At 54.9% G+C, this 25,071-nt stretch carries 22 protein-coding genes and 2 pseudogenes; 16 read left to right on the forward strand and 8 right to left on the reverse strand.

The genetic code is table 11. From position 1 onward, the window contains the following. Positions 1-57 precede the first annotated feature (57 nt). Positions 58-501, reverse strand: coding sequence for a hypothetical protein (locus N6V40_RS08050; RefSeq protein WP_262199605.1), 444 nt, complete (start codon positions 499-501; stop codon positions 58-60). Between the two features lie 182 nt (positions 502-683). On the opposite strand from N6V40_RS08050, the gene truA reads away from it, so the two are divergent. From truA to N6V40_RS08075, 5 genes are all read left to right on the forward strand, one after another. Then, on the forward strand, positions 684-1,619 hold the full coding sequence (gene truA / locus N6V40_RS08055) for a tRNA pseudouridine(38-40) synthase TruA (protein ID WP_262199607.1): 936 nt from the start codon (positions 684-686) through the stop codon (positions 1,617-1,619). A gap of 328 nt (positions 1,620-1,947) precedes the next feature. Beyond that, complete coding sequence (gene rplM / locus N6V40_RS08060) at positions 1,948-2,391, forward strand: 50S ribosomal protein L13 (protein WP_131088764.1); 444 nt, start codon at positions 1,948-1,950, stop codon at positions 2,389-2,391. A gap of 38 nt (positions 2,392-2,429) precedes the next feature. Further along, a complete protein-coding gene (gene rpsI, locus N6V40_RS08065; protein WP_131088763.1) occupies positions 2,430-2,930 on the forward strand; it encodes a 30S ribosomal protein S9 in 501 nt (166 codons plus the stop codon). Positions 2,931-3,100: 170 nt separating this feature from the next. After that, positions 3,101-4,447 (forward strand): phosphoglucosamine mutase, encoded by a 1,347-nt coding sequence (glmM, locus tag N6V40_RS08070; RefSeq protein WP_262199609.1) that lies wholly within the window; start codon positions 3,101-3,103, stop codon positions 4,445-4,447. A 146-nt stretch (positions 4,448-4,593) separates the two neighbouring features. Beyond that, positions 4,594-5,931 carry a UDP-glucose dehydrogenase family protein gene (locus N6V40_RS08075; protein ID WP_262199610.1) on the forward strand — a complete coding sequence of 446 codons (1,338 nt, stop codon included), beginning with the start codon at positions 4,594-4,596 and terminating at the stop codon, positions 5,929-5,931. 71 nt (positions 5,932-6,002) lie between these two features. Here the strand turns inward: N6V40_RS08075 and N6V40_RS08080 are convergent, their stop codons facing one another. The 4 genes from N6V40_RS08080 to N6V40_RS08095 form a co-directional block, all read right to left on the reverse strand. Continuing rightward, complete coding sequence (locus N6V40_RS08080; protein ID WP_315973793.1) at positions 6,003-7,298, reverse strand: M20 family metallo-hydrolase; 1,296 nt, start codon at positions 7,296-7,298, stop codon at positions 6,003-6,005. A gap of 27 nt (positions 7,299-7,325) precedes the next feature. Continuing rightward, on the reverse strand, positions 7,326-8,999 hold the full coding sequence (locus N6V40_RS08085) for an amidohydrolase (RefSeq protein ID WP_262199612.1): 1,674 nt from the start codon (positions 8,997-8,999) through the stop codon (positions 7,326-7,328). After that, a complete protein-coding gene (locus N6V40_RS08090) occupies positions 8,996-10,651 on the reverse strand; it encodes a thiamine pyrophosphate-dependent enzyme (RefSeq protein ID WP_262199613.1) in 1,656 nt (551 codons plus the stop codon). The genes N6V40_RS08085 and N6V40_RS08090 overlap by 4 nt, the downstream gene beginning before the upstream one ends. A gap of 95 nt (positions 10,652-10,746) precedes the next feature. Next, positions 10,747-12,069, reverse strand: coding sequence for an MFS transporter (locus N6V40_RS08095; protein ID WP_262199614.1), 1,323 nt, complete (start codon positions 12,067-12,069; stop codon positions 10,747-10,749). 162 nt (positions 12,070-12,231) lie between these two features. On the opposite strand from N6V40_RS08095, the gene N6V40_RS08100 reads away from it, so the two are divergent. After that, positions 12,232-13,416, forward strand: coding sequence for an RsbRD N-terminal domain-containing protein (locus tag N6V40_RS08100; protein ID WP_262199615.1), 1,185 nt, complete (start codon positions 12,232-12,234; stop codon positions 13,414-13,416). Between the two features lie 102 nt (positions 13,417-13,518). Here N6V40_RS08100 and N6V40_RS08105 read toward each other — a convergent pair whose 3' ends face one another. From N6V40_RS08105 to glmS, 3 genes are all read right to left on the reverse strand, one after another. Then, positions 13,519-14,967, reverse strand: a complete 1,449-nt coding sequence (locus N6V40_RS08105) for an NAD(P)H-hydrate dehydratase (RefSeq protein WP_262199616.1) — start codon at positions 14,965-14,967, stop codon at positions 13,519-13,521. Between the two features lie 157 nt (positions 14,968-15,124). Further along, positions 15,125-15,475 carry a holo-ACP synthase gene (locus N6V40_RS08110; protein ID WP_262199708.1) on the reverse strand — a complete coding sequence of 117 codons (351 nt, stop codon included), beginning with the start codon at positions 15,473-15,475 and terminating at the stop codon, positions 15,125-15,127. A gap of 90 nt (positions 15,476-15,565) precedes the next feature. Then, positions 15,566-17,437, reverse strand: coding sequence for a glutamine--fructose-6-phosphate transaminase (isomerizing) (glmS, locus tag N6V40_RS08115; RefSeq protein WP_262199617.1), 1,872 nt, complete (start codon positions 17,435-17,437; stop codon positions 15,566-15,568). 167 nt (positions 17,438-17,604) lie between these two features. On the opposite strand from glmS, the pseudogene coaA reads away from it, so the two are divergent. From coaA to N6V40_RS17335, 10 genes and pseudogenes are all read left to right on the forward strand, one after another. Beyond that, a pseudogene (gene coaA / locus N6V40_RS08120) lies at positions 17,605-18,563 on the forward strand (type I pantothenate kinase). 122 nt (positions 18,564-18,685) lie between these two features. Continuing rightward, positions 18,686-19,084, forward strand: a complete 399-nt coding sequence (mscL, locus tag N6V40_RS08125) for a large conductance mechanosensitive channel protein MscL (RefSeq protein ID WP_131088752.1) — start codon at positions 18,686-18,688, stop codon at positions 19,082-19,084. Between the two features lie 173 nt (positions 19,085-19,257). Further along, the gene (gene alr / locus N6V40_RS08130) at positions 19,258-20,427 is read left to right on the forward strand and encodes an alanine racemase (protein WP_242632470.1); all 1,170 of its coding nucleotides are present in this window, start codon (positions 19,258-19,260) and stop codon (positions 20,425-20,427) included. Beyond that, a complete protein-coding gene (gene tsaE / locus N6V40_RS08135) occupies positions 20,420-20,998 on the forward strand; it encodes a tRNA (adenosine(37)-N6)-threonylcarbamoyltransferase complex ATPase subunit type 1 TsaE (protein WP_262199618.1) in 579 nt (192 codons plus the stop codon). Before alr ends, tsaE begins: the two co-directional genes overlap by 8 nt. After that, positions 20,991-21,668: a tRNA (adenosine(37)-N6)-threonylcarbamoyltransferase complex dimerization subunit type 1 TsaB gene (gene tsaB / locus N6V40_RS08140; protein ID WP_262199619.1), complete on the forward strand. Its 678-nt coding sequence runs from the start codon at positions 20,991-20,993 to the stop codon at positions 21,666-21,668. The genes tsaE and tsaB overlap by 8 nt, the downstream gene beginning before the upstream one ends. Next, on the forward strand, positions 21,665-22,144 hold the full coding sequence (gene rimI / locus N6V40_RS08145; RefSeq protein WP_262199621.1) for a ribosomal protein S18-alanine N-acetyltransferase: 480 nt from the start codon (positions 21,665-21,667) through the stop codon (positions 22,142-22,144). The genes tsaB and rimI overlap by 4 nt, the downstream gene beginning before the upstream one ends. After that, positions 22,141-23,219, forward strand: a pseudogene (gene tsaD / locus N6V40_RS08150) (tRNA (adenosine(37)-N6)-threonylcarbamoyltransferase complex transferase subunit TsaD). The gene rimI and the pseudogene tsaD overlap by 4 nt, the downstream one beginning before the upstream one ends. Positions 23,220-23,555: 336 nt before the next feature. Next, positions 23,556-23,696 carry a hypothetical protein gene (locus N6V40_RS17325; protein ID WP_315973794.1) on the forward strand — a complete coding sequence of 47 codons (141 nt, stop codon included), beginning with the start codon at positions 23,556-23,558 and terminating at the stop codon, positions 23,694-23,696. Continuing rightward, positions 23,678-24,448, forward strand: a complete 771-nt coding sequence (locus tag N6V40_RS17330) for a family 43 glycosylhydrolase (RefSeq protein WP_315973795.1) — start codon at positions 23,678-23,680, stop codon at positions 24,446-24,448. Before N6V40_RS17325 ends, N6V40_RS17330 begins: the two co-directional genes overlap by 19 nt. Then, positions 24,406-25,029 carry a GH32 C-terminal domain-containing protein gene (locus N6V40_RS17335; protein WP_315973796.1) on the forward strand — a complete coding sequence of 208 codons (624 nt, stop codon included), beginning with the start codon at positions 24,406-24,408 and terminating at the stop codon, positions 25,027-25,029. The genes N6V40_RS17330 and N6V40_RS17335 overlap by 43 nt, the downstream gene beginning before the upstream one ends. Positions 25,030-25,071: the final 42 nt, after the last annotated feature.

Consider the following 25,071-nt stretch of genomic DNA (forward strand, 5'->3'; position numbering starts at 1 on the left):
GGTGCGCAGTCTGGATTACGGCTCAAAGCCATAGGCAGTAAGTGGCGAGGGAACGAACTAGTCCGGATCCACAATCGAGCCAGGGCAGGAACGGCGGATATATTCGACATGCCCGTCATCCATCTCGTCGGTCAATTCCTCAACTTCTGCATCAAATGTTGGTTCGTTGGGGGAGCGGCCCTTGATGATTTCAATGAACTCTTGATAGTTCTCAACGCTCGTATTTAGCGCAGTACGCAAACTCCTATCGCCAGTCTGCTCAGAAACCTCTCGATAGACAATGCTGGCGGCTTCGAGGGCGTCCACTACAGGTTCTGTATTTTCTGCCAGTATGGCGATGTAGGCCATCTCCCACTTTTCTTTGATGGAATGTTCAACCGCCAATTCATCGATCAGTGCACAAGATTCGACGGTTGATAACTTTGTCGAACTGCACGCGGTCAAGGCGAGCGTGGACGTTACGGCTAACGCGGTCATAGTAATAGCGGCTTTGTTGAACATGCTCAGTCCTTCGGTTGTGACGGTGCAATGGATATCTTGATGATGGATACTTCTATGTCCGGGCCGCGGAATGCACTCAGGCTACAACTGAAGAAAGATTTCGTTTTGCCGGCTGTGGATAACAGCGTGAAGCGGGGCACTTGATTCGCCGGTTGCACCGATCTTTACGCATAATGGAAATCATGAGTACGCAGTCTGACATCATTGATCCGCTGGGAACTACCGCACTAGGAACTACGCAAGCACCAGCATGGATTCGCATGCAGATGGAGCTCAGCTATGACGGTGCCGCCTATAACGGTTGGGCACGACAGCCCAACGTGACCGGTGTCCAGCAGCTGGTTGAAGAAGCGTTGGAAATGATGATTCGGCGTCGCATCCGTGTGGTTGTTGCCGGACGGACCGACGCCGGGGTCCATGCGCGACGTCAGGTAGTGCACTTCGACTTAACTCAAGAAGAGTATGACGGGTTGCCACGCGCTTCCGAACTGGCACCTGAGCCCGCGCTGCTGCGTCGGGTCAACGGTATTCTTGGCCGCCAAGACGGTGCCGTGTGGGTCCACAAAGCTACGCGAGCACCCGAGGGTTTTGACGCACGCTTCTCGGCTCTGGCCCGCCGCTACTCCTACCGCATTGCCGACGGGCAGGACCGCTGGGATCCACTGACGCGTCACCTGACCACCTGGCACCGCGAAAAGCTAGACATTGATTTGATGAACGGCGAAGCTCAATCGGTACTGGGCCGCCATGACTTCTTGACGTTCTGTAAGCCACGTCCGCATGCGACAACCATTCGTACATTGCAGGAGTTCACCTTTATCCGTGGTGAAGACGGATTGATCCTTGCCCACCTGAAGGCAGACGCTTTCTGCCACAACATGGTGCGCGCGCTGATTGGCGCAGCCATGATGGTGGGGGACGGTCGCGAGCAGCCAGGGTTCCTGGCCGCTAGGTTGGAGATGATGGTTCGCGACTCTAGAACCAGACTTTCCCACCCGCGCGCGCTGGTCCTTGAAGAGGTCTACTACCCAGAAGCGGAAGAGCTGGCAGCGCGGGCATTACTAACGCGTGCTCGACGCACCGCAGAAGAACTAGGCAACGCCGCTAAAGATGACTGAGCGGGCGCTAAACCCCGAGAACTTAAGGGTGTTGTTGCTCACGACCGAGATGCTTTTTTGGTCGAAGACACTTTAATCCGCTAAACTTTTATGAGTTGTGTATGTCCACGTTCGACACTACACGCCCAAGCGTGACGGCTTAGTTGCATAGTCGCTGGTCTGCTGGGTGTGCGAACACTATATGGACGGCCGGTTATCATCAGTCCTCACCTGGCGTACTGGTCTAAACACAAGAACAACACGACAGCGCCTGTCACTGGGGGATCTCACCGCCTTCAGCCAACAAGCGACTGTTTGACCAGAAACGAATCAACGTAAGGCAATTACTGTGCGTACGTACACCCCAAAGCCGGCTGACCAGACTCGTCAGTGGTTTGTCATTGACGCCACCGATGTAGTACTTGGCCGTCTCGCCGTCCAGGCCGCAACCTTGCTGCGCGGCAAGCACAAGCCAACCTATGCTGCACACATGGACATGGGCGACCATGTCATCATCATCAATGCAGAAAAGGTTGCACTGACCGGTAAGAAGCTTGAGAACAAGCGCGCTTACCGCCACTCCGGTTTCCCAGGTGGCTTGAAGAGCATCAACTATGCAGATCTGCTGGAGAAGAACCCAGTTCTGGCTGTTGAGAAGGCCATCAAGGGCATGATCCCTAAGAACAAGCTTGCTGACGTTCAGATGTCCAAGCTCAAGGTCTACCGTGGCGCCGAGCACCCACACGCTGCTCAGTCGCCAAAGGCCCTGGAAATCACCCAGGTCGCTCAGTAGTCCTGGCCCCGAGAAGAAATACTTAATAGGAGATTATCGTGGCTCAGAACACTGAAGAAACCACTGAATTTGAAGGCGAAACCCCTTCGACCTACACCACTGAGACCTCTGCTTCCGCAGCAGTTGCTGACACCGAGCGTGCTCCATTGACCGTTCCAGGTGCAGCAGTTGGCCGTCGCAAGCAGGCTATTGCTCGCGTTCGCCTGGTACCAGGTTCCGGCAAGTGGACCGTAAACGGTCGCACCCTGGAGAACTTCTTCCCTAACAAGCTGCACCAGCAGGACGTCAACGAGCCTTTCAAGATCCTTGGTCTTGAGGGTGCTTACGACGTTATCGCTCGTATCAACGGTGGCGGAATTTCCGGCCAGGCCGGTGCACTGCGTTTGGGTATCGCTCGCTCGTTGAACGAGATCGATCGCGATGCAAACCGCGCAACCCTGAAGAAGGCTGGCTACTTGACTCGTGACGCACGCGTCATCGAGCGTAAGAAGGCTGGTCTTAAGAAGGCACGTAAGGCTTCGCAGTTCTCGAAGCGCTAAACCTTACTTCAAGGTCTTTTCCAAAGGCTCCAATATCCTGCAAAGGATGTTGGGGCCTTTGGCCTTTAACCGATGTAATCCACTAAGTGATCATAAATTTTCCTCATCGTTCAGTCTTGCCGTAGTGACAACAAGGTTAAATCGAAGTAGAGGGCTTATGATTAGAAACGATGGCAAGGTTATTTGGGACCGATGGGGTCCGAGGAAAAGCAAACGAACTGTTAACTCCCGAGTTAGCGCTGGAATTGGCGCAGGCAGCCTCCGTGGTGCTGGGCTTGAGTCAGTCAGAGGACGGGCGTAAGCCTGTTGCTGTGGTTGCCAAGGACCCACGTATCAGCGGTGACTTCCTGTCCGCAGCTATTGAGGCTGGCTTGGCCGCCTCAGGCGTGGACGTGATGGACGCAGGCACTCTGCCGACTCCAGCTGCAGCTTTCTTGGTGGGAGATCTAGACGCTGATTTTGGTGTCATGATTTCTGCCTCGCACAACGCGGCTCCGGATAACGGTATTAAGTTCTTGGCTCGTGGCGGCAAGAAGCTCGATGACTCTCTAGAAGATGCCATTGAAGCTTGCTTGAAGATGCCTAAGCCTCGCCCAACGGCTGGGGAAGTAGGACGTGTTGCACGTTTTGCTGACGCTGAAGATCGTTACATCATGCACCTGTTGCAGGCCCTGCCAAACCGCTTGGACGGTTTGAAGGTTGTCCTAGACTGCGCCCACGGTGCAGCATCAGGTTGCTCCCCAGAAGTCTTCAAGGCCGCTGGCGCTGAAGTTATTGTTATTGGTGCGGATCCAGATGGAATCAACATTAATGATGGTTACGGCTCCACTCACCTGGAGAAGCTACAGGCTGCTGTGCTGGAAAACGGTGCAGACCTCGGCATTGCCCATGATGGGGATGCTGACCGTTGCTTGGCCGTGGACCATGAAGGTACCGTCGTTGACGGGGATCAGATCATGGCAGTTATGGCACTGGACATGAAGGACCGCGGTGAGCTCAAGGACAACACCCTTGTAGCTACCGTGATGAGCAACCTCGGTTTGAAGTTGGCTATGGAAGCTGCGGGGATCACCCTGAAGCAGACCGGCGTCGGAGACCGTTACGTTCTTGAAGGAATGCACGAAGGAAACTACTCGCTTGGCGGCGAGCAGTCAGGCCACGTGATTTTCTCCAAGCACGCAACCACCGGTGACGGTGTGCTCACCGGCCTGATGATTGCAGCACGTGTGAAGGCTACCGGTAAGTCCCTGAAGGAACTTGCTTCGGTACTTACCGTTCTGCCACAGGTGCTGATCAACGTCCGTGGCGTGGATAAGGCTGCCGCTCCAGAATGCGAGCCGCTGCTACTAGACATCGCTGCTACCGAAGCTCGTCTGGGCTCCACCGGACGAGTGCTGCTTCGCCCATCGGGTACCGAACCAGTGGTTCGCGTGATGGTTGAAGCTGCCACCCATGATCAGGCTCAGGCTGAAGCCGAGACCCTGGCCGCCTCGGTGAAGGAACATCTTTCGCTGTAGGTAGTAGCCACTGGGCAACTTACCCGTAAATATCTAGAAAACTCACACCCCCGTACTGCGTTCCAAGTAAGAACACGCTACGGGGGTGTGGCATGCTAACTAGTAGAAACTGACATCAGTTTGTGTTCTCGGAGAGAAGGACTTTCGTGACTCTACGCATCAGCGTGATCGGCACCGGCTACCTCGGTGCAACCCATGCCGCCTGCATGGCTGAATTGGGCTATGAAGTCATTGGCGTCGATGTAGACAAAGCAAAGCTACAGCCCTTGGCCGCTGGCATCCTGCCGTTCCACGAACCTGGCCTGCCTGAGCTATTGCGCAAGCACGTAGCCTCCGGTCGCCTGCGCTTTACTGACGACTACGCTGACGTAGCCGCCAATGCAGATATTCATTTCATTACCGTGGGAACCCCACAGCGCAAAGACTCGCAGTCTGCCGATATGTCTTATGTTGACGGTGCTGTCGACTCCTTGCTCAAACACATCACCGGTGATGCATTGATTGTTGGCAAGTCCACCGTGCCTGTCGGCACCGCTCGCCGACTAAGCGAAAAGATTGCACAGAACGCCAAGGCGGGTAGTTCCATTGCCCTTGCCTGGAACCCAGAATTCTTGCGTGAAGGATTTGCCGTCAAAGACACGCTGCATCCAGACCGACTGGTCTATGGCCTAGTAGAAGAACGCGGTCTTGAACTTCTGCGTGAAGTCTATGCACCGGTCTTGGCATTAGAGGTTCCAGAGATTGTCACAGATCTTGAGACCGCTGAGCTGGTCAAGGTCGCGGCTAATGCTTTCTTGGCGACCAAGATTTCGTTTATCAATGCGTTCGCTGAGGTCACGGAAACTGTTGGCGGAGATATCAAGACGCTGGCTGACGCTATCGGCCACGACAAGCGCATTGGACGCCGTTTCCTGAACGCCGGAGTAGGCTTTGGCGGTGGTTGCCTACCGAAGGACATTCGGGCCCTTCAGGCGCGCGTGAGCGAGCTGGGTCTGAACCAGACCATGGGATTCTTATCTGAAGTTGATCAGATCAACTTACGCCGTCGAGACCGCGTTGTTTCGCTGGCCTCGCACATGCTGGACAACAATGTGGCAGGCAAGCACATTTGTGTGCTGGGCGTGACGTTCAAACCCAACAGTGATGACGTACGTGACTCACCAGCGTTGGATATTGCCGTACGCCTGTACAACGCTGGCGCAGAAGTCTCGGTTTATGACCCAGAGGGCAATGCCAACGCAGCTGGTCGCTTCCCGCGCCTGAACTACGTTGACTCGCATCAGGAAGCAGCACGCAACGCCGATCTGACTCTGGTGCTGACCGAGTGGCAGGAATTCCGCGACTTGGATCCAAATGAGCTTGGGGAAGTAGTAGCTTCCAAGATGCTCATTGATGGACGCAACGTCTTGGATCGTCCGGCCTGGCGTGAACAGGGCTGGGTTATGACCGGTCCTGGTGAGTACTTTGAACTGGGCGACAAGTAGCCCAAGCTAGCTAAAGAAACTGGTCCGTCACCGAGTGAGGTGACGGACCAGTTTGCTATGTGCCGGAAATATCAGTTGGCGGTTGCCGAAGCCAACGAGCTTGCGGCCTTATCTGGAGAAACAAAGTCACCACGAACTACTCGCGTGAGGACCTCAGTCAGCAGATCAACACCGGCCAACATATCTTGATCCTTGGTCAGCTCGCGTTCGTTGTGGCTGATCCCTTCAACGCTCGGAACAAACAACATGATGGTTGGGACAATATCCTTCATGTTCGTGGAGTCGTGACCAGCTAGCGTACGGACCACTCCGTACCTCAGTCCCAGAGCTTTGGCTGATTGTGCTGCCAGGTCCAAACCTGCTTGGTCATAGGCTTTAGCTGCCCAGACATGTTCAGCACCACGTTCGATGCGAACGTTGGCCATCTGTTCAATCTTTGCCACGCGGGCGTGCAACTCTGCATCAGCGGCGGCCAATACGTCTGGATCCGTTGAACGGATATCAACTAGCAGGTTCACCCGGCTTGCCACTACTACAGGGGAGTTGGGGAAGACATTAAACTCACCACAAGAGGTGATCACCATGTGTTCATCTGTGGAATGTTCAAGAGCAATTTCTCGGGCTGCAACAACCAATGCCGAAGCACCCAATAGTGCATCTTGACGGTCAGCAATGAACGTCGCACCGGTATGTGCTTGATCGCCATGAACAATGAATTCATACTTGTTGGCGCCCCATGTGGACTCAACGAGCCCAATGCTCAGACCCGTATCTTCCATAGAACGGCCTTGCTCAATATGGATTTCTACGTAAGCAGCAACTGATAATTCAAAGTCGCCAATGGTGCCGATGGATTCAAGAGCTTCTTGTACCGTCACACCTGTTGGATCTGTGGTTACTAGAACCTGATCCACTCGGATTTTTCCGGTGTAGACCGAGCTTCCCATCATGGATGGTTTGAAGCGGCTACCTTCTTCGTTGAACCAGTTGATCACCACAATGTTGAACTTGGGCTCACTCTCGTTGTGGGAACTTTCGGCAAATTGCTGCTGTACCCGGATGGCGGCGTGGGCTCCGGCTAGTACGCCGTAGGCACCATCAAAGCGGCCGCCCAATGGCTGGGAGTCAAGGTGTGAACCGACAGCAATCCACGGAGCACCGGGCACGAGTTCCAGCAATGAGTATTGGTTGCCCACTGCGTCGTAGTGCACCGAGAAGCCATGGCCCTCTACTAGTCCGCGGAACCAGTTACGGTTTTGACCATCGGCTACCGTGGCAGCCTGACGGTCAACGCCACCGCCGGGGGTCGCACCGTTTTGGCTCATGGACCTAAAATCATTCAGAAATGAGTTCTCTAGAGTGTTCATTCTCGCTCCTGGTAATTGCGTTGTGAGTTAGTTAGTGGCGCCGGCTGGAAGTTCAGCTTGTGCGTTGCTGTAAGTTGATACGCCGCCTACATAGGTGGCTAGTATTTCTAGGGATTCAAGTGCTTGGGCTTGTAGTGGGGTATCGGAGAGCACTACAAAGTCAGCGAGCTTGCCTCGGGCAAGTGAGCCGCGGTTTGTGAACTGGCCGGTGGCTTTGGCCGCATTGACGGTGTAGAGCTTCAGCGCTTCCAGGGGCGAAAGGCACTCTTCGAGGCCACCGAGGATCTTTCCCTTTTCGGTCCGCCGATTCACCGCTGAGGCAAGCGCGCGGCGAACGTTGTTATCTGCCACGGGCAAATCCGAGCTACCGGCAACGAGGACACCGGCATCTAGCAGGGACTGGCCACGGTAGAGCCATCCTTCACGTTCCGGGCCAACGAGCTTGGCGAACTGATCACCAAGCGGTTCAATAAAGGACGCTTGCGGGGTCACGGCAATCCCGTGCTTAGCTACCGTCGCTACCTGGTCGGGACGTGCGATCCCAAAGTGCTCGATGCGATTAGGTAGTGCGTTGCGACCGTACTTTTCTTGTAGCTCACCGATGATTTCCAAAGATAGGTCAATGGCTGCATCCCCAATGGAGTGTAGGGCTACCGGCCAACCGGAACGGTAGGCTGCCGAGACTCTCTCACGGTAGCTTTGAGCGTCATCCAGCAAGTACCCGCTGTTGTGGTTGTGTCCGCAGTATTCTTCGGTCACCGCCGCGGTAGCGCCAAGAAGTGAACCATCCATGAAGACCTTGATGGGTCCCAGCGACAAATACTCATTGCCAAAACCTGCGCCGATTCCTAGATCCAGTCCCAGCCCCGTGCCGGTGCCGTGAGCATCACTAGAGTGAGATTCTTGTACGCGTAACGCATCAAGTGTTGGCATCAGTTGGGCTCGGGCGTGTAGCTTCCCGGCGGCTAGAGCCTGTTGGTAGGCGGTGATCTCTACTGGGGAGTGGCCAATCCAACCGCCACCTACGCCGGCTTCGGTGAAGGAAGTAATACCCTCGGCGGCATAGCGACTGGTGGCCGCGTCTAAGGCACCAACAATTTGTTCCACAGAGTAGGGGAGCAGCATCTTTTGAACCAGACCTTGAGCTTCTTCTTCTACTAGGCCGGTGGGCTGACCCTGAGAATCTCGCACCACGGATCCACCCACGGGGTCAGTGAAGCCGGGGTCCAAAGCGCCAGCAAGACGCAGGGTTGCAGTATTGGTGATGGAAGCATGCCCTGAGATGTGGCGCAGGTAGAGAGGACGTTTTCCGGTGATCTCATCCAGGCGACGAATATCGGGGAACTGTCCATCATGATGCTTGTGGTTGAAGCCGGTACCGTTCAGCCAGAGATCTGGATAGTCCGCAAGCCGTTGAGTCTCAGCTTCGAGTAAGGCATACAGCTCTTCAAGCCCACGGGCACCGGAGAGATCTAGCGCTCCGAGTCCAAGACCCCACCATGTGGTGTGGCAGTGAGCGTCAATGAATCCTGGGGTGATGGTCTTATCGCCAAAGTCATGAACTTCAGTGGCGGTGCAGCCTGCGAGGTCAGCATCAAAGCCGACGATGCGTCCTGAAATGATTCCCATTTCTTGGGCAACAGGATAGTCCTCGTCAAGAGTCAGAATATTTGATGCACGGATGAGCAAGTCGAGTTTCACGCGATTGACTCCTGTGCGTTGTTCGTCGCTTGGTGAGCCACAGTGCCTGGGCCCATCGTGGTGGGGTCAGTTTTCAGATGAAGCACGGCTGGCAAACCGCTGCTCAGTGCCCGTTGTAGTGCTGGAGCGAATTCTTCTGTGGACGTCACTAGCTCACCGTGTCCGCCAAAGGATTGAATCCATTGCGCAAAGTTGGGATTCTCCATGGACGTGCCGGAAGGCCGCTGAGGATATTTGCGTTGCTGGTGATCAACGATGGTGCCAAAGATGCCGTTATCCACCACAACAATTAATGGCGTACCACCGTGGGCAAAGGAGACCGCGAGCTCTTGAGCATTCATGAAGAAGTCTCCGTCGCCACAGATGGCGACGACATGGCGTCCCGGATGCATGATGCTGGCCGCCACGGCTGCTGGAACCGAAAGTCCCATGGCACCATTGCGTGGACCAACCAGTGTTTTAGGCTGATGATGCGAAAGGTAGCGGTGCCCCCAGAGGGTAGCGTTTCCTGCACCATAGGTGAGGATGCGGTCGGAATCTAGCGCCTTTTCTAGGGCTTCAAAAGCAAGGCCCAGGTCCACACCCTGACCACCGTCGGCACCTGAACGGGTAAAAGCTAGTTGCTCACCACGTAGTTGTTTTAGCCATTGCGGGCCTCGAGATCCACGTACGGTTGTGGCTTCTGGCAGTGCTGCGACAAAGTCTGCTGGGGAAGTGCTCAGGTGCGCATCAATACGTCCGGCATGTCCGATGAGCTCAGCGTCGGTGGTCACTATGATGCTGGGTGTCTCTAGGGCCACTTGGTATCCCTCAGAGAGCACGTCCGTGCGAGCACAACCAACAAAGACCAAAAGATCAGCATTGCCCAATGCGGTTACTGCGTTCTCGGAACGTCCGTAACCGAGCCAACCAGCGTAGGCCTGTGCATCGTGATCGATAGCATCGTAGGCGCGCCAGTCAGCCATCAACGGTACGTGGGCCGCGGCGGCAAAGTCGGCAAGCGCCGTTGAAGTGGCCGTATCCCAGCCGTCGCCGCCAACAACGATAACTGGTCGTTGCGCTTCAGTAAGCATCGTTGAAAACTTAGCCAGCGCAGTTGCCGACGGTGCGGATTCAGGAAGCGGAAGTACTGCTGGAACGGGAGCATCAGTCAGCCGGATCAGTACGTCTTCTGGCAGTCCCACTACTACCGGGCCAGGGCGACCGGTGGCCGCTAAGCGCAGTGCGCGAGCCACAACGTCACCAGCTTGGTGTTCATCATCAATGACAAAAATGCCTTTGGTGGTGGTTGCAAACCATCCATCAAGACTGAACTCTTGGAAGGACGCCCGGCCTCGGTCTGCCTGTGGGATCAAGCCTACAAAGAGAACCATGGCGGTCGCGTCTTGCCAAGCGGTGTGAATAGCAATGAATGCGTTGGCAGCTCCGGGACCACGCGTGACCATAGCGATTCCTGGAACACTGCCCAACCGTCCTTCGGCCAACGCCATGAAGCCGGCGCCACCTTCATGTCGGGTCACCACAGTCTCGATGGTGGAGTCGTGAAGTCCGTCGAGGACATCCAAATAACTCTCACCGGGTACAGCATAGATACGACGCACTCCCTGTGCTTCGAGGGTCTTGACAATCAGGTGTCCGGCAGACGTAGTCATGAGAATTGTTGTTCCTTTGCATGGGAGTGCGATGAAGAATGAGCAACCTCGCGGGCAAGAATATGTGGATCTTGCCCGCGAGCTTATGCGTGAATTTAGTGCTTGAATCCGGGCAGATCCACGCTCAAACGAGGAGTGATGATTCCGGCCACCGCGGTGAACAGCGACAAGAAGATCAACATTGCAGCTGCTGGCCACCAGTGGCTGGACGCTGCTGCTACAAGGGCCGTCGCTACCAGTGGGATAAATCCGGAGATCATGCCGGCCACATTCTGGGCCAGTCCAACACCGGTGTAGCGGGTCTTAGCCGGGAACAACCCGGTCAGCACTGTGCCTGATGCTGCGTAAGGCAAGGAGAGCGCAGCGACAGCCAGGGTCATACCGATCAGGACCAGAGCGTCAACGCCGGAAACGATCATCATGAACGCTGGCCAAGCGATGATGGCGGAGAACAGACCACCGTAAGTGATGACCTTCGAAGCTCCGAAGCGCTCGCCGAGTCGACCGCCAAAGATGAGCACCGGAATTTCAACTGCGGCTGCGATGATGCCACCGAGCAGCATCAGTGAGCTCTTGTACTCCAGTACGTTCACTCCATACCAAACAACAAAGGCAGTCACCAGGTAGAAGCCACCGATGCCGAGCATGCCAGCAGCCATGCCGGTGATGATCTGCTTCCATGATTCCTTGAGTGTGGTGCGGATAGGCGCTTTTTCAGTCTCTCCGCTTTCCATAAGTTCTTTGAACACGGGGGATTCATCGAGTCGGCTACGAATGTACAAAGCAACCAACAGCATAGGAATCGCAGCCAGGAATGGGATGCGCCAGCCCCAGGCGTCAAAGTTGTCTTTGGAGAAGAAAATCGTCATCAAGAAGAAACCACCCGAAGAGAGGATGGTGCCAATCGGTGAACCGATCTGCGGCAAAGCCGCGTAGCGTGCACGACGGTGCAACGGAGCATTTTCTACCACGATGGTCATCGCGCCTGACCACTCGCCGCCCACGAAGAGTCCCTGAACTACGCGCAGCAAGACCAGCAGGACCGGAGCGAGGACGCCGATGGCGGCGTAGGTTGGGAGCAAACCGATCAGGCCGGTAATCATGCCAATGCCGACGATGGTGATCATCAGAGTTTTACGGCGACCAATCTTGTCGCCCATGACGCCAAAGACCATGCCGCCAATTGGGCGGGCAACCAGTCCCACACCGAAGGTGGCAAAGGATGCAAGTGCGGCCGCCGTGGCGTTTTCATTAGCGAAGTATTGAACGTTGAAGACCAACGCTGCTGCTGCGCTGAAGAGGAAGAAGTCGTACCACTCCATGGCGGTGCCGATGAGAGCGCCAACAGCAACCTTCGTAGCCTCTTTATCCGAGATCTGACGCGTTGCGCCAGCTTCGAGTGTTTCAGTGTCATTCATGGGATTCTCTGCCTGTAATTCCGATGGAGGGCTGTTGCATCGCTGCATGCCGCCTTGGTGACTGGGACAACAACAATCTTCGCAAGGAAACTGCGTCGCTGGTTGCACCATTTTCAACGAGTTCCATGCCACAAACGGTGCAAATGCACATAAGATGAGTGAATGTTAACTCCAGATTTCCCGGCAATCACGCAAAATCAACAATCAGGGGCTGTCGACCGTTGGCGTGAGCTTCTGCACCAGGTGGACTTGGGAGCTATCACCGACGAGTTCATGCGAAGGCTGAAAGCTCTGCCGGACTACGTTGACTCGTCGTTACCGGCCAACGAAATTCAACGTACCGGACGTGCATCATTCCAGGCCCTGCTCCTGGCGCTGGAAACCGATGAAGACGCACCTGAGTTTTTGAAAGACCGGGACAAGATCTCGGTTGACGTTGGTGTCTCACGTGCACGCGCCGGGGTGCCTATCGAAGCGCTCATGACTGCAATCCGACTCGACTTTTCAGTAATCTGGGAAGCAATTACTTCGATAGCCAATGAAGATGATGCACAACTTTTAGTGCAACATACGGCCCGCGTCTGGGAAGTCGTGGACGGTTACGCGGGAGCAACACAACGTGCCTACGTTGCTGAACTAGCCAAAATCCAAGCTGAAGCGGCGAGCATGCGCCAAAGCTATCTGGCTACACTTTTTAGTGAGAAAACTCTGACGTCTGCAGAGCTGACACGTATTGCGGAAGAACTTGGACAGAGCGTTGACACCGAGTACGTGGTGGCGGTGGCACTGTGGGATCACATTCCACAGCTGCGCCTCGTGATGGCAAAGAATCCTGGCGAGGCCCAGATCTACACCTACTCTCTGGGTGATGCGCTAGTCGTCTTTTTCCCTGCAGGTGCCCGCGCTGGCGCAGCCTTGCACAAGTTCTATTTGGGCTTGGAACAAGTCAGCTGCGGACTTGTTGGCGAAGGGTGCGCTTTGGAACGGATCCCGCAGGTCGCATCAGTGGCTACATCACTAGCAAAGCTCATTGATCCCGATGAATCAGGAGCCATGACGTGGCAGCGAGGATGGGCGCGGATGGCACGATTTGAGCTGGACCGAGCAGGAGCTCCAGATCTGGATGTTGCTGAACGGGCACTGGAAACATGCGGTGTGACCGAGCGGCGTCGTTTGCGCGAATCCGTAGCCGCGTATCTTGAAACAGGAAGTGTTTCCGTAGCTTCAGAGCAACTGTACTGCCACCGCAACACATTGATGAACAGACTCAAACGCTTCACAGAACTTACGGGAATTGACCCGACTATCCCAGCGCAAGCTGCGCGACTGGTTGTTGGGTGGTCCTAGCTAAGTCAAAGAAACGTGTAGGGCAGCCGAACGCTCTGCTTGCCTTAGGATCAAGCAACGGCTGGACCAAAAGTGGTCCAGCCGTTTGCAAGCGAAATTTGATTAGAAGCCGAAGTGCTTCATAACCTTCGGTAGATTTTCAATCAGGCGAGAAGCGCTGACCGTTCCGTCTTGAGCAGTGACTCGACCAAGATGACCATGGATTACTGCGGCGCAGGCAGCCAGTTCCAAAATGCGACGGTTAGGCACGGTGCGTGCGCCTTGTGTACCGGTTATTGAGTTATCGGAGAGCAAGTAGCCGAGGATACCGGTCAAGACATCTCCACTGCCGGCCGTTGCCAGTTCAGGAGCCGAATTCGAGACCACTAGGCTACTGCCGTTGGGTGCCACGATGTAGGTGGTTGGGCCCTTGAGGAGCACTACAGCGTTATAGGACAAGGCAGCCCAGCGTGTCCAGCGAACTGGATCTTGAGAAATCTCGTCGGGGGTCACTTTCACGCCGGCACGGCCCAGGAGCATCTGTAGCTCTTTGGCGTGTGGAGTCAGTACACGAGGCTGTTGGCTTGGTCCGGCAGGAACAACTTCCAGACCGGAAGCATCAATGACTGCAGGTTGACGGCTGGCAAAGACTTCAGCAATCGCGCCGGTTGGGGGAGTGCGTCCATCTAGACCAGGGCCAATGGCCCATGCCGAAATCTTGGCACCCTTGCCGTGAAGGTGGCGGCGTGAAGAGGACAATGCTTCTTTGATCTGATCATCATCCAGAGGCACGGATTCCGGGACGGAGATTGCAATCAATGACTGCACCGCTTCGGGTACGTGGGTGCGAAGCATGCCAACCCCGCAAGATACTGCAGCTTTGGCGGTGAGCTGGGCAGCGCCCGGGTAAAGCTCAGAACCTGCAATGAGACCCAAAACTCCACGCTGATATTTGTGCCGTCCAGCATCTCGCCATGAGCGGTGCTGATCCAACAGTTCAAGAGTCGCTGCTTCATCAACCAAGCTAGTTGCCGGGGTGATAGAGGAAAAATCAAAGTCAAGGTCAGCTACGGAGATCTCTCCGGTGACCAGTGGAGCGTCAAGAGTCAGCAGACCCGACTTCAATCCACCAAAGGTTACGGTGCGTTCGGCGCGAAGTACGTTGTCTTCTGCTTCACCGGTTTCCGGGTTCAAACCGGAAGGTACGTCGCAGGCCAGTACACGTGCGCGTGCTGGGAGTGCCGGCAGTGGGGAACCAGCGCGGTAGCCCAGACCGTAGATTGCATCAATGACTAGCGAGGCATTGGCCAGTTCGCTCTGTCCGTCAGTGAAGTCAGTGAGTGTTCCGCCGGCCTGGGTGTAAGCGGCAGCGGCTTCAGCGTGTACTTGCTCGCCATACTGCAGCGCCAGTGTGGAGACATTCTGCTGCTGTAGTTCAGCTAATGCGTAAAGGCCATCTCCACCGTTGTTGCCAGGACCAATGAGTCCTACAACAAATGCTGGTTCGGTACCCGGGTTTTCAGCCAACATCTCGGTGGCTGCTGAGGCCAGTTCCGAGGCGGCTTGCTTCATTAATGTAGCTTCACCGCGTTTGGAAATCTCTTGGGCCTCGACCCCACGAATTTGCGCAACACTGTAGACAGAGATCATAAGACAAACAATACTCAAATCCGCTGTGCGAAGCCCTATTTAGTGTCTAACGTGTCTTTATTCTTTGGATAGGGAATACTCAGCGTTCAGCGACAACCATGGCGATGGCCATATCGCCGTCATGAGACATGGTCAGATGCCAGGAAGTGATTCCTCGTAGCTCGCTGGCTGCAGCCACGGAACCGGTGATGTGTACCTGAGGATCTCCGGCTTCATCCTTGCGGATAGTGCAGTCTTGCCAGTTCATCCCCACCGGTGCGCCCAGTGCCTTGGCAATGGCTTCCTTGGCCGCAAAACGGGCTGCAAGAGAACGCAACGGAAGGCCTCGTTCTTCTTCGGTAAAGAGACGCTCTTTGAGGCGTGGAGTCTTTTCGAGCTGTCGGCCAAACCGTGGCACGTCAACAATGTCCACTCCGATACCTGCAATCATAGGTTCCAGCTTATCCGGCGTTGTTGTGGGCATAAAATTGCGGGCATCCACTTCAAGTGGATGCCCGCAATCTTGATGGTGCTTGGTGGATTACTCCACGGTCACTGACTTAGCCAAGTTACGTGGCTGGTCAACGTCATAGCCCTTTGCCGAAGCCAGTTCGCAGGCGAACAGCTGCAGCGGCACAGTGGCCAGCAGTGGCATCAGCAGGGTTGGGGTTTCAGGAACGTAGAAGACCCACTCAGAGAAGTCCTTGACTGCAGCATCGCCGTCTTCGGCGATAACCAGAGTCTTTGCACCACGTGCGCGGACTTCCTGGATGTTGGAGACAACCTTGGAATGCAGCGAATCGCGACCACGTGGGGAAGGAACCACTACGAAGACTGGCTGACCGTCATCAATCAGAGCAATTGGACCGTGCTTCAGCTCGCCGGCGGCGAAGCCTTCAGCATGGATGTAGGCGATTTCCTTGAGCTTCAAGGCGCCTTCCATTGCTACTGGGTATCCAACGTGGCGACCCAAGAAGAGCACCGAGTTAGCCTCGGACATGGCGCGAGCCAATTCCTTGATCTCATCCGCGCGGTCCAGGATGTCCTGAATCTTGGAAGGGATCTTGCCGAGGTCAGCGAGGATGTCCTTGATCTGCCCCTGGAACAGGTTGCCGCGCAACTGTGCCAGGTACAGACCCAGCAGGTAGGTTGCGGTGATCTGAGCCAAGAATGCCTTGGTGGAAGCCACTGCGATTTCCGGACCAGCGTGGGTGTAAAGAACAGCGTCTGATTCACGCGGGATAGTGGACCCGTTGGTGTTACAGATGGACATGGTCTTTGCGCCCTGTTCCTTGGCGTAACGAACAGCCATCAGAGTATCCATGGTCTCGCCGGACTGGGAGATGGAAACAATCAGAGTGTTCTCGTCCACGATAGGTTCGCGGTAACGGAACTCGTGGGAGAGCTCAACCTCAACTGGGATTCGGCACCAGGACTCGATAGCGTACTTAGCTACAGAACCGGCGTAAGCGCTGGTACCGCAGGCAAGAACAACAATCTTGGAAATCTTAGCCAGTTCCTCTGGAGCGATACGCAACTCATCAAGGGTTAGACGGCCATCAGCGTCTGAACGTCCCAAGAGGGTATCTGCCACAGCGGCAGGCTGGTCAAAGATTTCTTTTTCCATGAAGGACGGGAAACCGCCCTTTTCAGCGCTGGCTGCATCCCAGTCAACGGTGAATTCTTTGCCTTCAGCAGGGTTGCCCTGGAAGTCAGTGATGGAGTGAGTATCTGGGGTAATGGTGACAATCTGGTCCTGACCCAGTTCCACGGCGCGACGGGTGAAGTCGATGAAGCCGGAAACGTCAGAACCGAGGAAGTTCTCACCGTCGCCCAAGCCAAGAACCAATGGTGAGTTGCGGCGCGCAGCGACAACAACACCTGGGTGGTCCTGGTGGACTGCCAACAAGGTGAAGGCACCTTCAAGGCGGGCTACTGCAAGCTGCATGGCAAGGGTCAAGTCGCCCGCTGCCTTGGTGGCGTAGAGCTTGCCTAGCAGGGCAGCTGCTACTTCGGTGTCGGTTTCAGACAGGAACGTGATGCCATCGGCAACGAGTTCAGCCTTGATACCGGCAAAGTTTTCAATAATTCCGTTGTGGATCATGGCAAGCTTGCCACCATCGGCTAGGTGTGGGTGGGCGTTGCCATCACTCGGCCCACCGTGGGTTGCCCAACGGGTGTGTCCAATGCCAGTCATTGACTTAGGCAATGGAGCTTCAGCAATTTCATTCTCAAGATTGACCAGCTTGCCGGCCTTCTTCCGAGAATGAATAGCGCCATCGGCAACAACTGCGACACCAGCCGAGTCATAGCCACGGTATTCCAACCGGCGCAAACCTTCAATTAGAACGTCGAGGGCGCCATGATCGGCAACTCGGCTCGAGGTTCCTGCATATCCAACAATTCCGCACATGAGCAAAATCTTACCGGGTCAATGCCTATCGATGGGAATAATCGTGTTTGAGCACTCAATAATTGCTATGGCATAGCCCACTAGTGATAAGGAAACTAAGTGCAAATTTCTGTGGGTGGGACCCCTTAATTGGGATGTAGAGCATATTCTTGGCAGAATTTGACCTCGTGGAACCACACGGAACACTTGAAACACCCATCTCTCCTTTTGTTGATCTTGAGCGCGAGACCTGGGCGCGGCTGTCTGACCAGATGGAACAGCCACTAAACATTGCTGACATTGAACGGCTTCGTGGCCTTGGTGATGAACTGGACCTCCAAGAGGTCCGGGACGTCTACCTGCCCCTGAGCCGCCTGTTGTATCTCTACGTCGAAGGCGCCGGAGCGACTCATCAGGCAACAACTACATTCCTTGGTGAACAGACCACGCGCACTCCATTTGTTATTGGTGTGGCTGGTTCTGTAGCTGTAGGTAAATCAACCACCGCTCGCGTGTTGCAGGAAATGCTGCGCCGCTGGCCACAGACTCCTGACGTTCAGTTGATTACTACTGACGGATTCTTGTACCCCAACGCAGAGCTTGAACGCCGTGGGATCATGCACCGCAAGGGTTTCCCTGAGTCTTATGACCGCCGTGCATTGCTGAGGTTTGTTTCTGCAGTGAAGTCGGGTGTGCCTGAAGTAAGTACGCCGGTGTACTCACACCTGACTTATGACATCATCCCGGGGAGCGCAACGTAGTTCGCCGCCCGCAGGTTTTGATTGTTGAAGGGCTGAACGTGTTGCAGCCTGCACGTACCCGTTCTGATGGAACCGTGGGTCTTGCGCTGAGTGACTTCTTTGATTTTTCCGTTTACGTTGATGCCCGCACTAGCAACATCGAAGAGTGGTACATCAACCGCTTCATGCGTTTGCGCTCTGGTGCCTTCGCGGATCCAGCCAGCTACTTCCACAAGTACTCGCTGTTGAGCGATGAAGAGGCACGTGAGACAGCTCACGGAATCTGGAAACGGATCAATGAACCAAATCTGAAAGAGAATGTCTTGCCTACTCGGGGGCGTGCCCAGTTAGTCCTGCGCAAATCTGCGGATCACTCTGTACGACGTATGCTTTTGCGCAAAATCTAGCCTGAAATTATCCGGATGGAGAATATACGCGCGGGAAACGTAACCTGAGAGTTTGCCGAATTAATCGATTTCATCTGGAGATTTGCACTTGATCCTGTGCTACTCCTGTGTATGCTCTAAACATGCTTAAAGGTTTCCGCGATTTTATTATGAAGGGCAACGTTGTCGATCTGGCCGTTGCTGTTGTGATCGGTGCTGCCTTCGGCGCCGTAGTTACCGCCCTTGTTGACAACATTCTGATGCCGCTTATCGCTGCATTGGTGGGCTCCCCAAACTTCGACAGCTTCCTGCTGCTGAACATCAACGGTGTTGACATCAAGTTCGGTGTCTTCCTGACCGCACTGGTTAACTTCCTGCTGATCGCTGCTGCTGTTTACTTCGCACTGGTACTGCCAATGCAGAAGGTCAATGAAAAGCTCGCAGCTCGTCGAGGCCTGACCGAAGAAGAGGTCGAGGAAGAGCCAGACCCACAGCTGGCTATCCTGGAGCAGATTCGCGACGAACTGAAGAACCTGCGCTAAACGATCCACACAACCGTTTCTAAGGGACGGATTGAAGCATCAACAGATGCTTCAATCCGTCCCTTCTAGCTTAACTCATCAATGTGCTGCACTGCGCAAGAGACATCACAGCAACCCAGAGGGAAAAGTGGGAAGATATATACGTGAACTCTGAAGCGCTTGAAGAAAGCAACGTGACAACTAGTACCGAGAATGCGCAGAGCAACGGATTTGAACGCCGAGCAATTATTGACTTGTCGGCTATCCGTAACAACGTCAAGCAAATCTCTGACGTAGTAGCTCCAGCAGCAGTGATGGCCGTTGTTAAAGCAGACGCCTACGGCCACGGCGCTATCCCAGTAGCCAAAGCAGCAGTCGACGGTGGGGCAAGCTGGCTTGGCTGTGCCCACGTCACTGAGGCCCTGGTATTACGCGAAGCGGGACTCGAAGCGCCAATCCTTGCCTGGCTCCACACCGAAGACACACCATTTAAAGCCGCCATTGCTGCCGGTCTTGATCTTGGTGTTTCCGGCTGGGAACTAGAACGCGTCGCTGTCGCTGCACGCTGCGTACAAACCCCAGCACGTATTCATCTGAAGATTGACACCGGGCTAGGACGTAACGGATCCACCATGGATGCCTTCCCGGATCTGCTCAATCGCGCCAACGCTTTCCAGGAAGAAGGATTGCTTCGCGTCGTTGGACTGTTCTCTCACCTCGCGGTGGCAGATGAACCAGAGCGCCCAGAAACCGATGAACAGCTAGCCCTGTTTAGCAAAGCTATTGAGATGGTCGAAGCAGCCGGATTTGATCTAGAAGTCCGCCACATTGCCAATACTCCTGCCATCCTCTCGCGCCCAGATGCACACCACGACATGGTGCGCTTAGGCCTTGGACTGTATGGCCTGAGTCCTTTTGAGAGTGATTCACCCGAGAGTTTGGGACTGCGACCAGCAATGAAGGTGGTCACCCGCGTAGCCAACGTGAAAAAGGTACACGCCGGTCAAGGAGTCTCCTACGGATTGAATTATAAGACCGAAGGTGAGACCTACCTCGGTCTAATTCCCATGGGCTATGCGGATGGCTTGCCACGCATTGCTACCGGAGCACCCGTCACCGTCAAAGGTCGTAGCTATCCAGTACGGGGGCGTATTGCCATGGATCAGTGCGTTATCGATCTCGGAGCAGACATTGATCCAGACGATTTCTTGGGGGCAGAAGCCATTATCTTCGGCGAGGGCGGACAATCGGTGAACACCTGGGCACACGCAGCTAACACCATTAATTATGAAGTTGTCACTCGGGTCTCCCCACGCGTACCTCGCTACTACGTTGAAGGTAGCTGGGGTGAAGCTGGTGAGTAAGGCCAATCAGGAATTTACCTGCCAGCTAACTGACCTGGCTCACACTGAAGCTCTGGGACAGGCACTGGGGGAGCAGCTGATCGCTGGTGACCTTGTGATCCTTACTGGCGCTTTAGGTGCAGGGAAGACCACACTCACCCAGTCGTTGGGTATCGGGCTAAATGTTCGCGAAGGAATCATCTCTCCGACTTTTGTCTTGGCTCGTCAGCACCCGTCGTTGGGTGAGGGACCGACGCTGATTCATGTTGATGCCTATCGACTGAAGGATCAGAATGACGTGGACACCCTAGACTTAGAATCCACCTTGGCTGAATCAGTCACCGTTGTTGAATGGGGTCTGGGCAAAGTGGAGCACCTAACCGACTCACGGTTAGAAATCGTCCTGGACCGCGAGGCCAATGCCCCAGCAGTAGACAATCCATGGGAAGAATCCGAAGAAGAAGTGGATGAACCTAGAGAGTTCACGCTCAAAGCCATCGGCCCACGCTGGGACTCAGAAAACTTTGCTCAGCTGAAAGACAACCTGCGCTCTGCTATCAACGCGCAGCGCACCGGAGAGAAGCATGCCTAACTATCTGTCCATCGACACCTCTGCGCATACCTCGGTAGCACTGGTCGATTCCACCACTGGTTCAGTTATCGCCCAGAAAACTTCACCCAAGGGCAATGACCAAACTGAAACTCTGGCTGTCTACGTGCGAGAACTACTGACCGACAACAATGAAGAAGGCAAGGCTCTTGCCGGAATCTTTGTTGGCGTCGGCCCCGGTCCTTACACCGGACTTCGTGCTGGCCTCGTTGCAGCGCGGACCTTTGGATTTGTATGGAACGTCCCAGTGCATGGCGTGCTGTCCCTGCACGCGCTCGCCGAACACGTGAGGCAAGAAGAAAACGTACCTGAGGAATTTATCGTTGCTTCGGATGCGCGGCGCAAAGAAGTCTATTGGGCTCGATATAACCAGAGCGGTGACATCCTTGACGGACCACATGTTGCTGCGGCCTCAACACTTCCATCGCTACCGGTCTACGGTGTAGGCGCGGGTCTGTACCAAGAGCAGCTTCAAGAAGCCGGCGTTAAAGCACAAGAGCAGTCCTTTGACTGGATTGCAGATGCCGCCAATCTGGCCCAGCGGGGAATCGCAGATCTGTCCGCGGGCAAAGACCTGTCCAATACTGCGCCGCAGTATTTGCGTGAATCTGACGCGCAGGTCCCAGCATTCATGAAGCAGGCAAAAGCATGAGCCTGACCCTTCGCGAGATGACTGTCGGTGATATCCCTGAAGTCCACAAGCTAGAAACTGAACTGTTCCCAGAAGATGCATGGCCACTAGCTGCCTTTGAGTCAGAACTGGCACAAAGCGAAACTCGCAATTACTGGGTTTACGTGAGCGAAGGCAAAGTTGTTGGCTACGCCGGGCTGTGCACCGTCTTGCCTATCAGCGACGTCCAGACCATTGCCATTAGTCCGCAATTCCAAGGGCAGGGCCTTGGCCGTAAACTTCTGACGCTATTGGTTGAGACGGCTAAGGAACGAAACGTATTAGATGTCATGCTGGAAGTACGTTTTGATAATCCAACAGCTATTGCACTGTATGAATCAATGGGATTCGTAACCATTCATCGACGTGTGGGCTACTACAAGGGTGGCGTTGACGCATTGATCATGAGACTGCAATTGGATGCCCTGCAGGGACAAGAGGAAGACAACAAAGCATGAGCACCACCGAACCAATTGTTTTAGGCATTGAATCTTCATGTGATGAAACCGGTGTGGGCATTGTGCGTGGTAATCGCCTCTTGGCCAATGCGGTATCTAGCTCCATGGATGAGCACGTACGTTTTGGCGGAGTGATTCCTGAGATTGCTGCCCGTGCACACCTCGAGGCCTTTGTTCCAACTCTGCAGTCTGCCCTTGATACCGCAGAGCTGGCTCTGGATGACATTGACGCTATTGCCGTAACCAGCGGCCCAGGACTAGCCGGAGCGCTGATGGTGGGCGTCTCGGCCGCCAAGGCTCTGGCTTTGGCTACCGGGAAACCGCTCTACGGAATCAACCACTTGGTGGCGCACGTTGGCGTAGGCGTACTTGAAGGAACCATCCTTCCCCCAACCTTCGGTGCCTTGCTGGTATCCGGTGGGCATACTGAAATCTTGAAGGTCACCTCGCTGACCAATGATGTACAACTACTTGGCTCCACCATTGATGACGCTGCCGGCGAAGCTTACGACAAGACCGCGCGACTGCTAGGTCTGGGCTACCCGGGTGGCCCTGCTATCGACAAAGCAGCCAAGGATGGAGACCGCAAGGCATTCCGATTCCCGCGTGGATTGACCCTGCCCAAGTTTGTAGGCAGCGAAGAGAACCCAGGCAAGCACCGCCATAACTTCTCATTCTCTGGATTGAAGACTGCAGTGGCTCGCTGTGTAGAACACTTCGAAGCCAACGGTGAAGATATCCCTGTGGCTGACATTGCCGCTTCCTTCCAAGAAGCAGTTGTTGACGTAATTACGTCTAAGGCCGTCCGGGCAATGCAGGAGCACGGTTTGAAGACTGTACTTTTGGGCGGGGAGTCGCAGCAAATACTCGACTGCGTGAACTGCTTGCTGCTCGCTGCGCTTCTGCGGGCATCGCCTTGTTAGTGCCACCGTTCAGCTTGTGCACTGATAACGGTGGAATGGTCGCGGCGCTTGGAGCTCAGCTGGTTGCTGACGGTGTAGCTCCGTCGGGACTGGACTTTGCGACGGACTCGTCGCAGCCGGTAACGAATATTGTTCTCTCGCCCAAGGCATAGTTCATAAGAGGTCTGAACCATGGTCGCTTCTGAATGCATGAGTTGTTCTGCATTCGGAAGCGACTTTTTGTCTTCTAACGGTGGAGACATGCCTACCTGAATCTTGTTAACTGCCGAGGATAAGAGCTGGCTCACGCAACCGCGCCGCATTGCTGCAGATTCATAGGGTTCCACAGTCAGTGCAACGCTCAACATTAGGTACACAACGCTTCATGCGTCCTTGCTTTTGAACCCATAAAAGTACGTTTGTAATTTCTTTGCTTAACCGGTTGACCAATTGTGACTCACGCCACTAAAGTGTTGCTTAACCGATTAACCTCAAGGAAGAGACAGAGCATGACAGCACGAGGGTTTTACCAGCCGAACGACGCGTGGGTCGGCGATGTCATTCCTTGGCAGGAAGATGGAGTCTTCCATCTGTTCTACCTGCACGAAGATCGCGGAGCTACCACCGGGGAATGCCTTGGTACCGCGTAACTACCGAAGACCTGGTGACCTACCGTGAAAACGGCGAAGCAATCGCATCCGGTGGTTCGCTGGCCGAAGACTTCAACATCTACACCGGCAGTATCGTGCTTGATGACCAAGGTACACACCACGCTTTCTACACCGGACAAAATCCAGAGAACCTCGGACAAGACGGCCGGGCCCTTCAGCTGGTCATGCACGCCACGAGCCATGACAACATGACCTCTTGGCAACGCCACCCGGAACACACCTTCGGAGCTGGCCCAGGATATGAGTCTGGAGATTGGCGAGACCCATTTGTCTTCTGGGATGCCGATGCCAAGTTGTGGCGAATGCTCATCGCTGCTCGCCACGAAAGCGGCCCGGAACGACGACGCGGGACCATTGCACAGTGCACCTCCAGTGACCTCAACCATTGGGAAGCAGTGGAACCGTTCTGGGATCCACGACGCTACGTGGCGCACGAATGCCCTGAAGTTTTCCAGATAGGGGACTGGTGGTACATGGTCTATTCCGAATTCAGCGACGCATTCACCACACGCTATCGAATGGCGCGGGATCTAAAGGGGCCTTGGATTGTTCCCGAATACGACACCCTCGACGGGCGGGCCTATTACGCAGCTAAATCTGCAGAACGCGATGGACGTCGGTTATTCTTCGGCTGGATTGCCTCCAAAAAAACTCACATGATGACGGGCCTTGGCAATGGGCAGGAACCATGTCCGTGCTTGAAGCTGAGCAGCGCAGCGACGGAACCTTAGCTTTTCATCCGCCTCAAGAATTCCGGTCAATATTCACCAGCCAAGAAGATTCATTACCTGCCGGCACCCGGCTCGATGCAGCCGGTGGCTACAGCGATATCCTCACCGATAAGGACACCCCAAGCGCATTCCGCCTACGTGCTCACTTCGAAGTGGAAGAGGGAACCAGAGAATTTGGTGTCCTATTGCGCGCCAGCGCCGACGGCGACCAAGGGTATGCGCTTCGACTTGAACCACACCGTGGACGGCTAGTTCTCGACCGGTGGCCACGACGGGCCACCGGGACGGAACAATGGCATATCTCCGGAGATGTACCCTTTGCGATCGAGCTGGAACGACCTTGTTCTCTCGAACCTGGGCATCACGAACTAGAAGTCATCGTGGATGCAGATTTGTGCGTAGCCACTTTAGATGACTCCACAGTTCTAAGTACTCGGCTCTATGACAGGCCAACCGGCCGTGCCGGAGCCTTTGTTGGAGAAGGAGCAGTTACGATCTCTCACTTCTCAGTAGCAACGCGAGAGGCTAATCAGCCCGGCGCACAGATCAAAGAGAACAGACTCGTCGCACCCTCAGCCTGAGGGCCCAATCCAGCACTGTGCACAATCCACTTTGATGCACCT

This window comes from Glutamicibacter sp. M10, assembly GCF_025452055.1.
GTDB lineage: Bacteria > Actinomycetota > Actinomycetes > Actinomycetales > Micrococcaceae > Glutamicibacter.

Coding starts and splice junctions, on each gene's coding strand:
- truA (WP_262199607.1), top strand. CDS start 684: ATGAGTACGCAGTCTGACATCATTGATCCGCTGGGAACTACCGCACTA.
- N6V40_RS08110 (WP_262199708.1), bottom strand. CDS start 15,475: ATGATTGCAGGTATCGGAGTGGACATTGTTGACGTGCCACGGTTTGGC.
- N6V40_RS08090 (WP_262199613.1), bottom strand. CDS start 10,651: ATGACTACGTCTGCCGGACACCTGATTGTCAAGACCCTCGAAGCACAG.
- mscL (WP_131088752.1), top strand. CDS start 18,686: ATGCTTAAAGGTTTCCGCGATTTTATTATGAAGGGCAACGTTGTCGAT.
- glmS (WP_262199617.1), bottom strand. CDS start 17,437: ATGTGCGGAATTGTTGGATATGCAGGAACCTCGAGCCGAGTTGCCGAT.
- N6V40_RS08105 (WP_262199616.1), bottom strand. CDS start 14,967: ATGAAGCAAGCCGCCTCGGAACTGGCCTCAGCAGCCACCGAGATGTTG.
- N6V40_RS08050 (WP_262199605.1), bottom strand. CDS start 501: ATGTTCAACAAAGCCGCTATTACTATGACCGCGTTAGCCGTAACGTCC.
- N6V40_RS17335 (WP_315973796.1), top strand. CDS start 24,406: ATGTCCGTGCTTGAAGCTGAGCAGCGCAGCGACGGAACCTTAGCTTTT.
- N6V40_RS08080 (WP_315973793.1), bottom strand. CDS start 7,298: ATGAACACTCTAGAGAACTCATTTCTGAATGATTTTAGGTCCATGAGC.
- rimI (WP_262199621.1), top strand. CDS start 21,665: ATGAGCCTGACCCTTCGCGAGATGACTGTCGGTGATATCCCTGAAGTC.
- glmM (WP_262199609.1), top strand. CDS start 3,101: ATGGCAAGGTTATTTGGGACCGATGGGGTCCGAGGAAAAGCAAACGAA.
- N6V40_RS08095 (WP_262199614.1), bottom strand. CDS start 12,069: ATGAATGACACTGAAACACTCGAAGCTGGCGCAACGCGTCAGATCTCG.
- N6V40_RS08100 (WP_262199615.1), top strand. CDS start 12,232: ATGTTAACTCCAGATTTCCCGGCAATCACGCAAAATCAACAATCAGGG.
- tsaB (WP_262199619.1), top strand. CDS start 20,991: ATGCCTAACTATCTGTCCATCGACACCTCTGCGCATACCTCGGTAGCA.
- N6V40_RS17330 (WP_315973795.1), top strand. CDS start 23,678: ATGCCTTGGTACCGCGTAACTACCGAAGACCTGGTGACCTACCGTGAA.
- N6V40_RS17325 (WP_315973794.1), top strand. CDS start 23,556: ATGACAGCACGAGGGTTTTACCAGCCGAACGACGCGTGGGTCGGCGAT.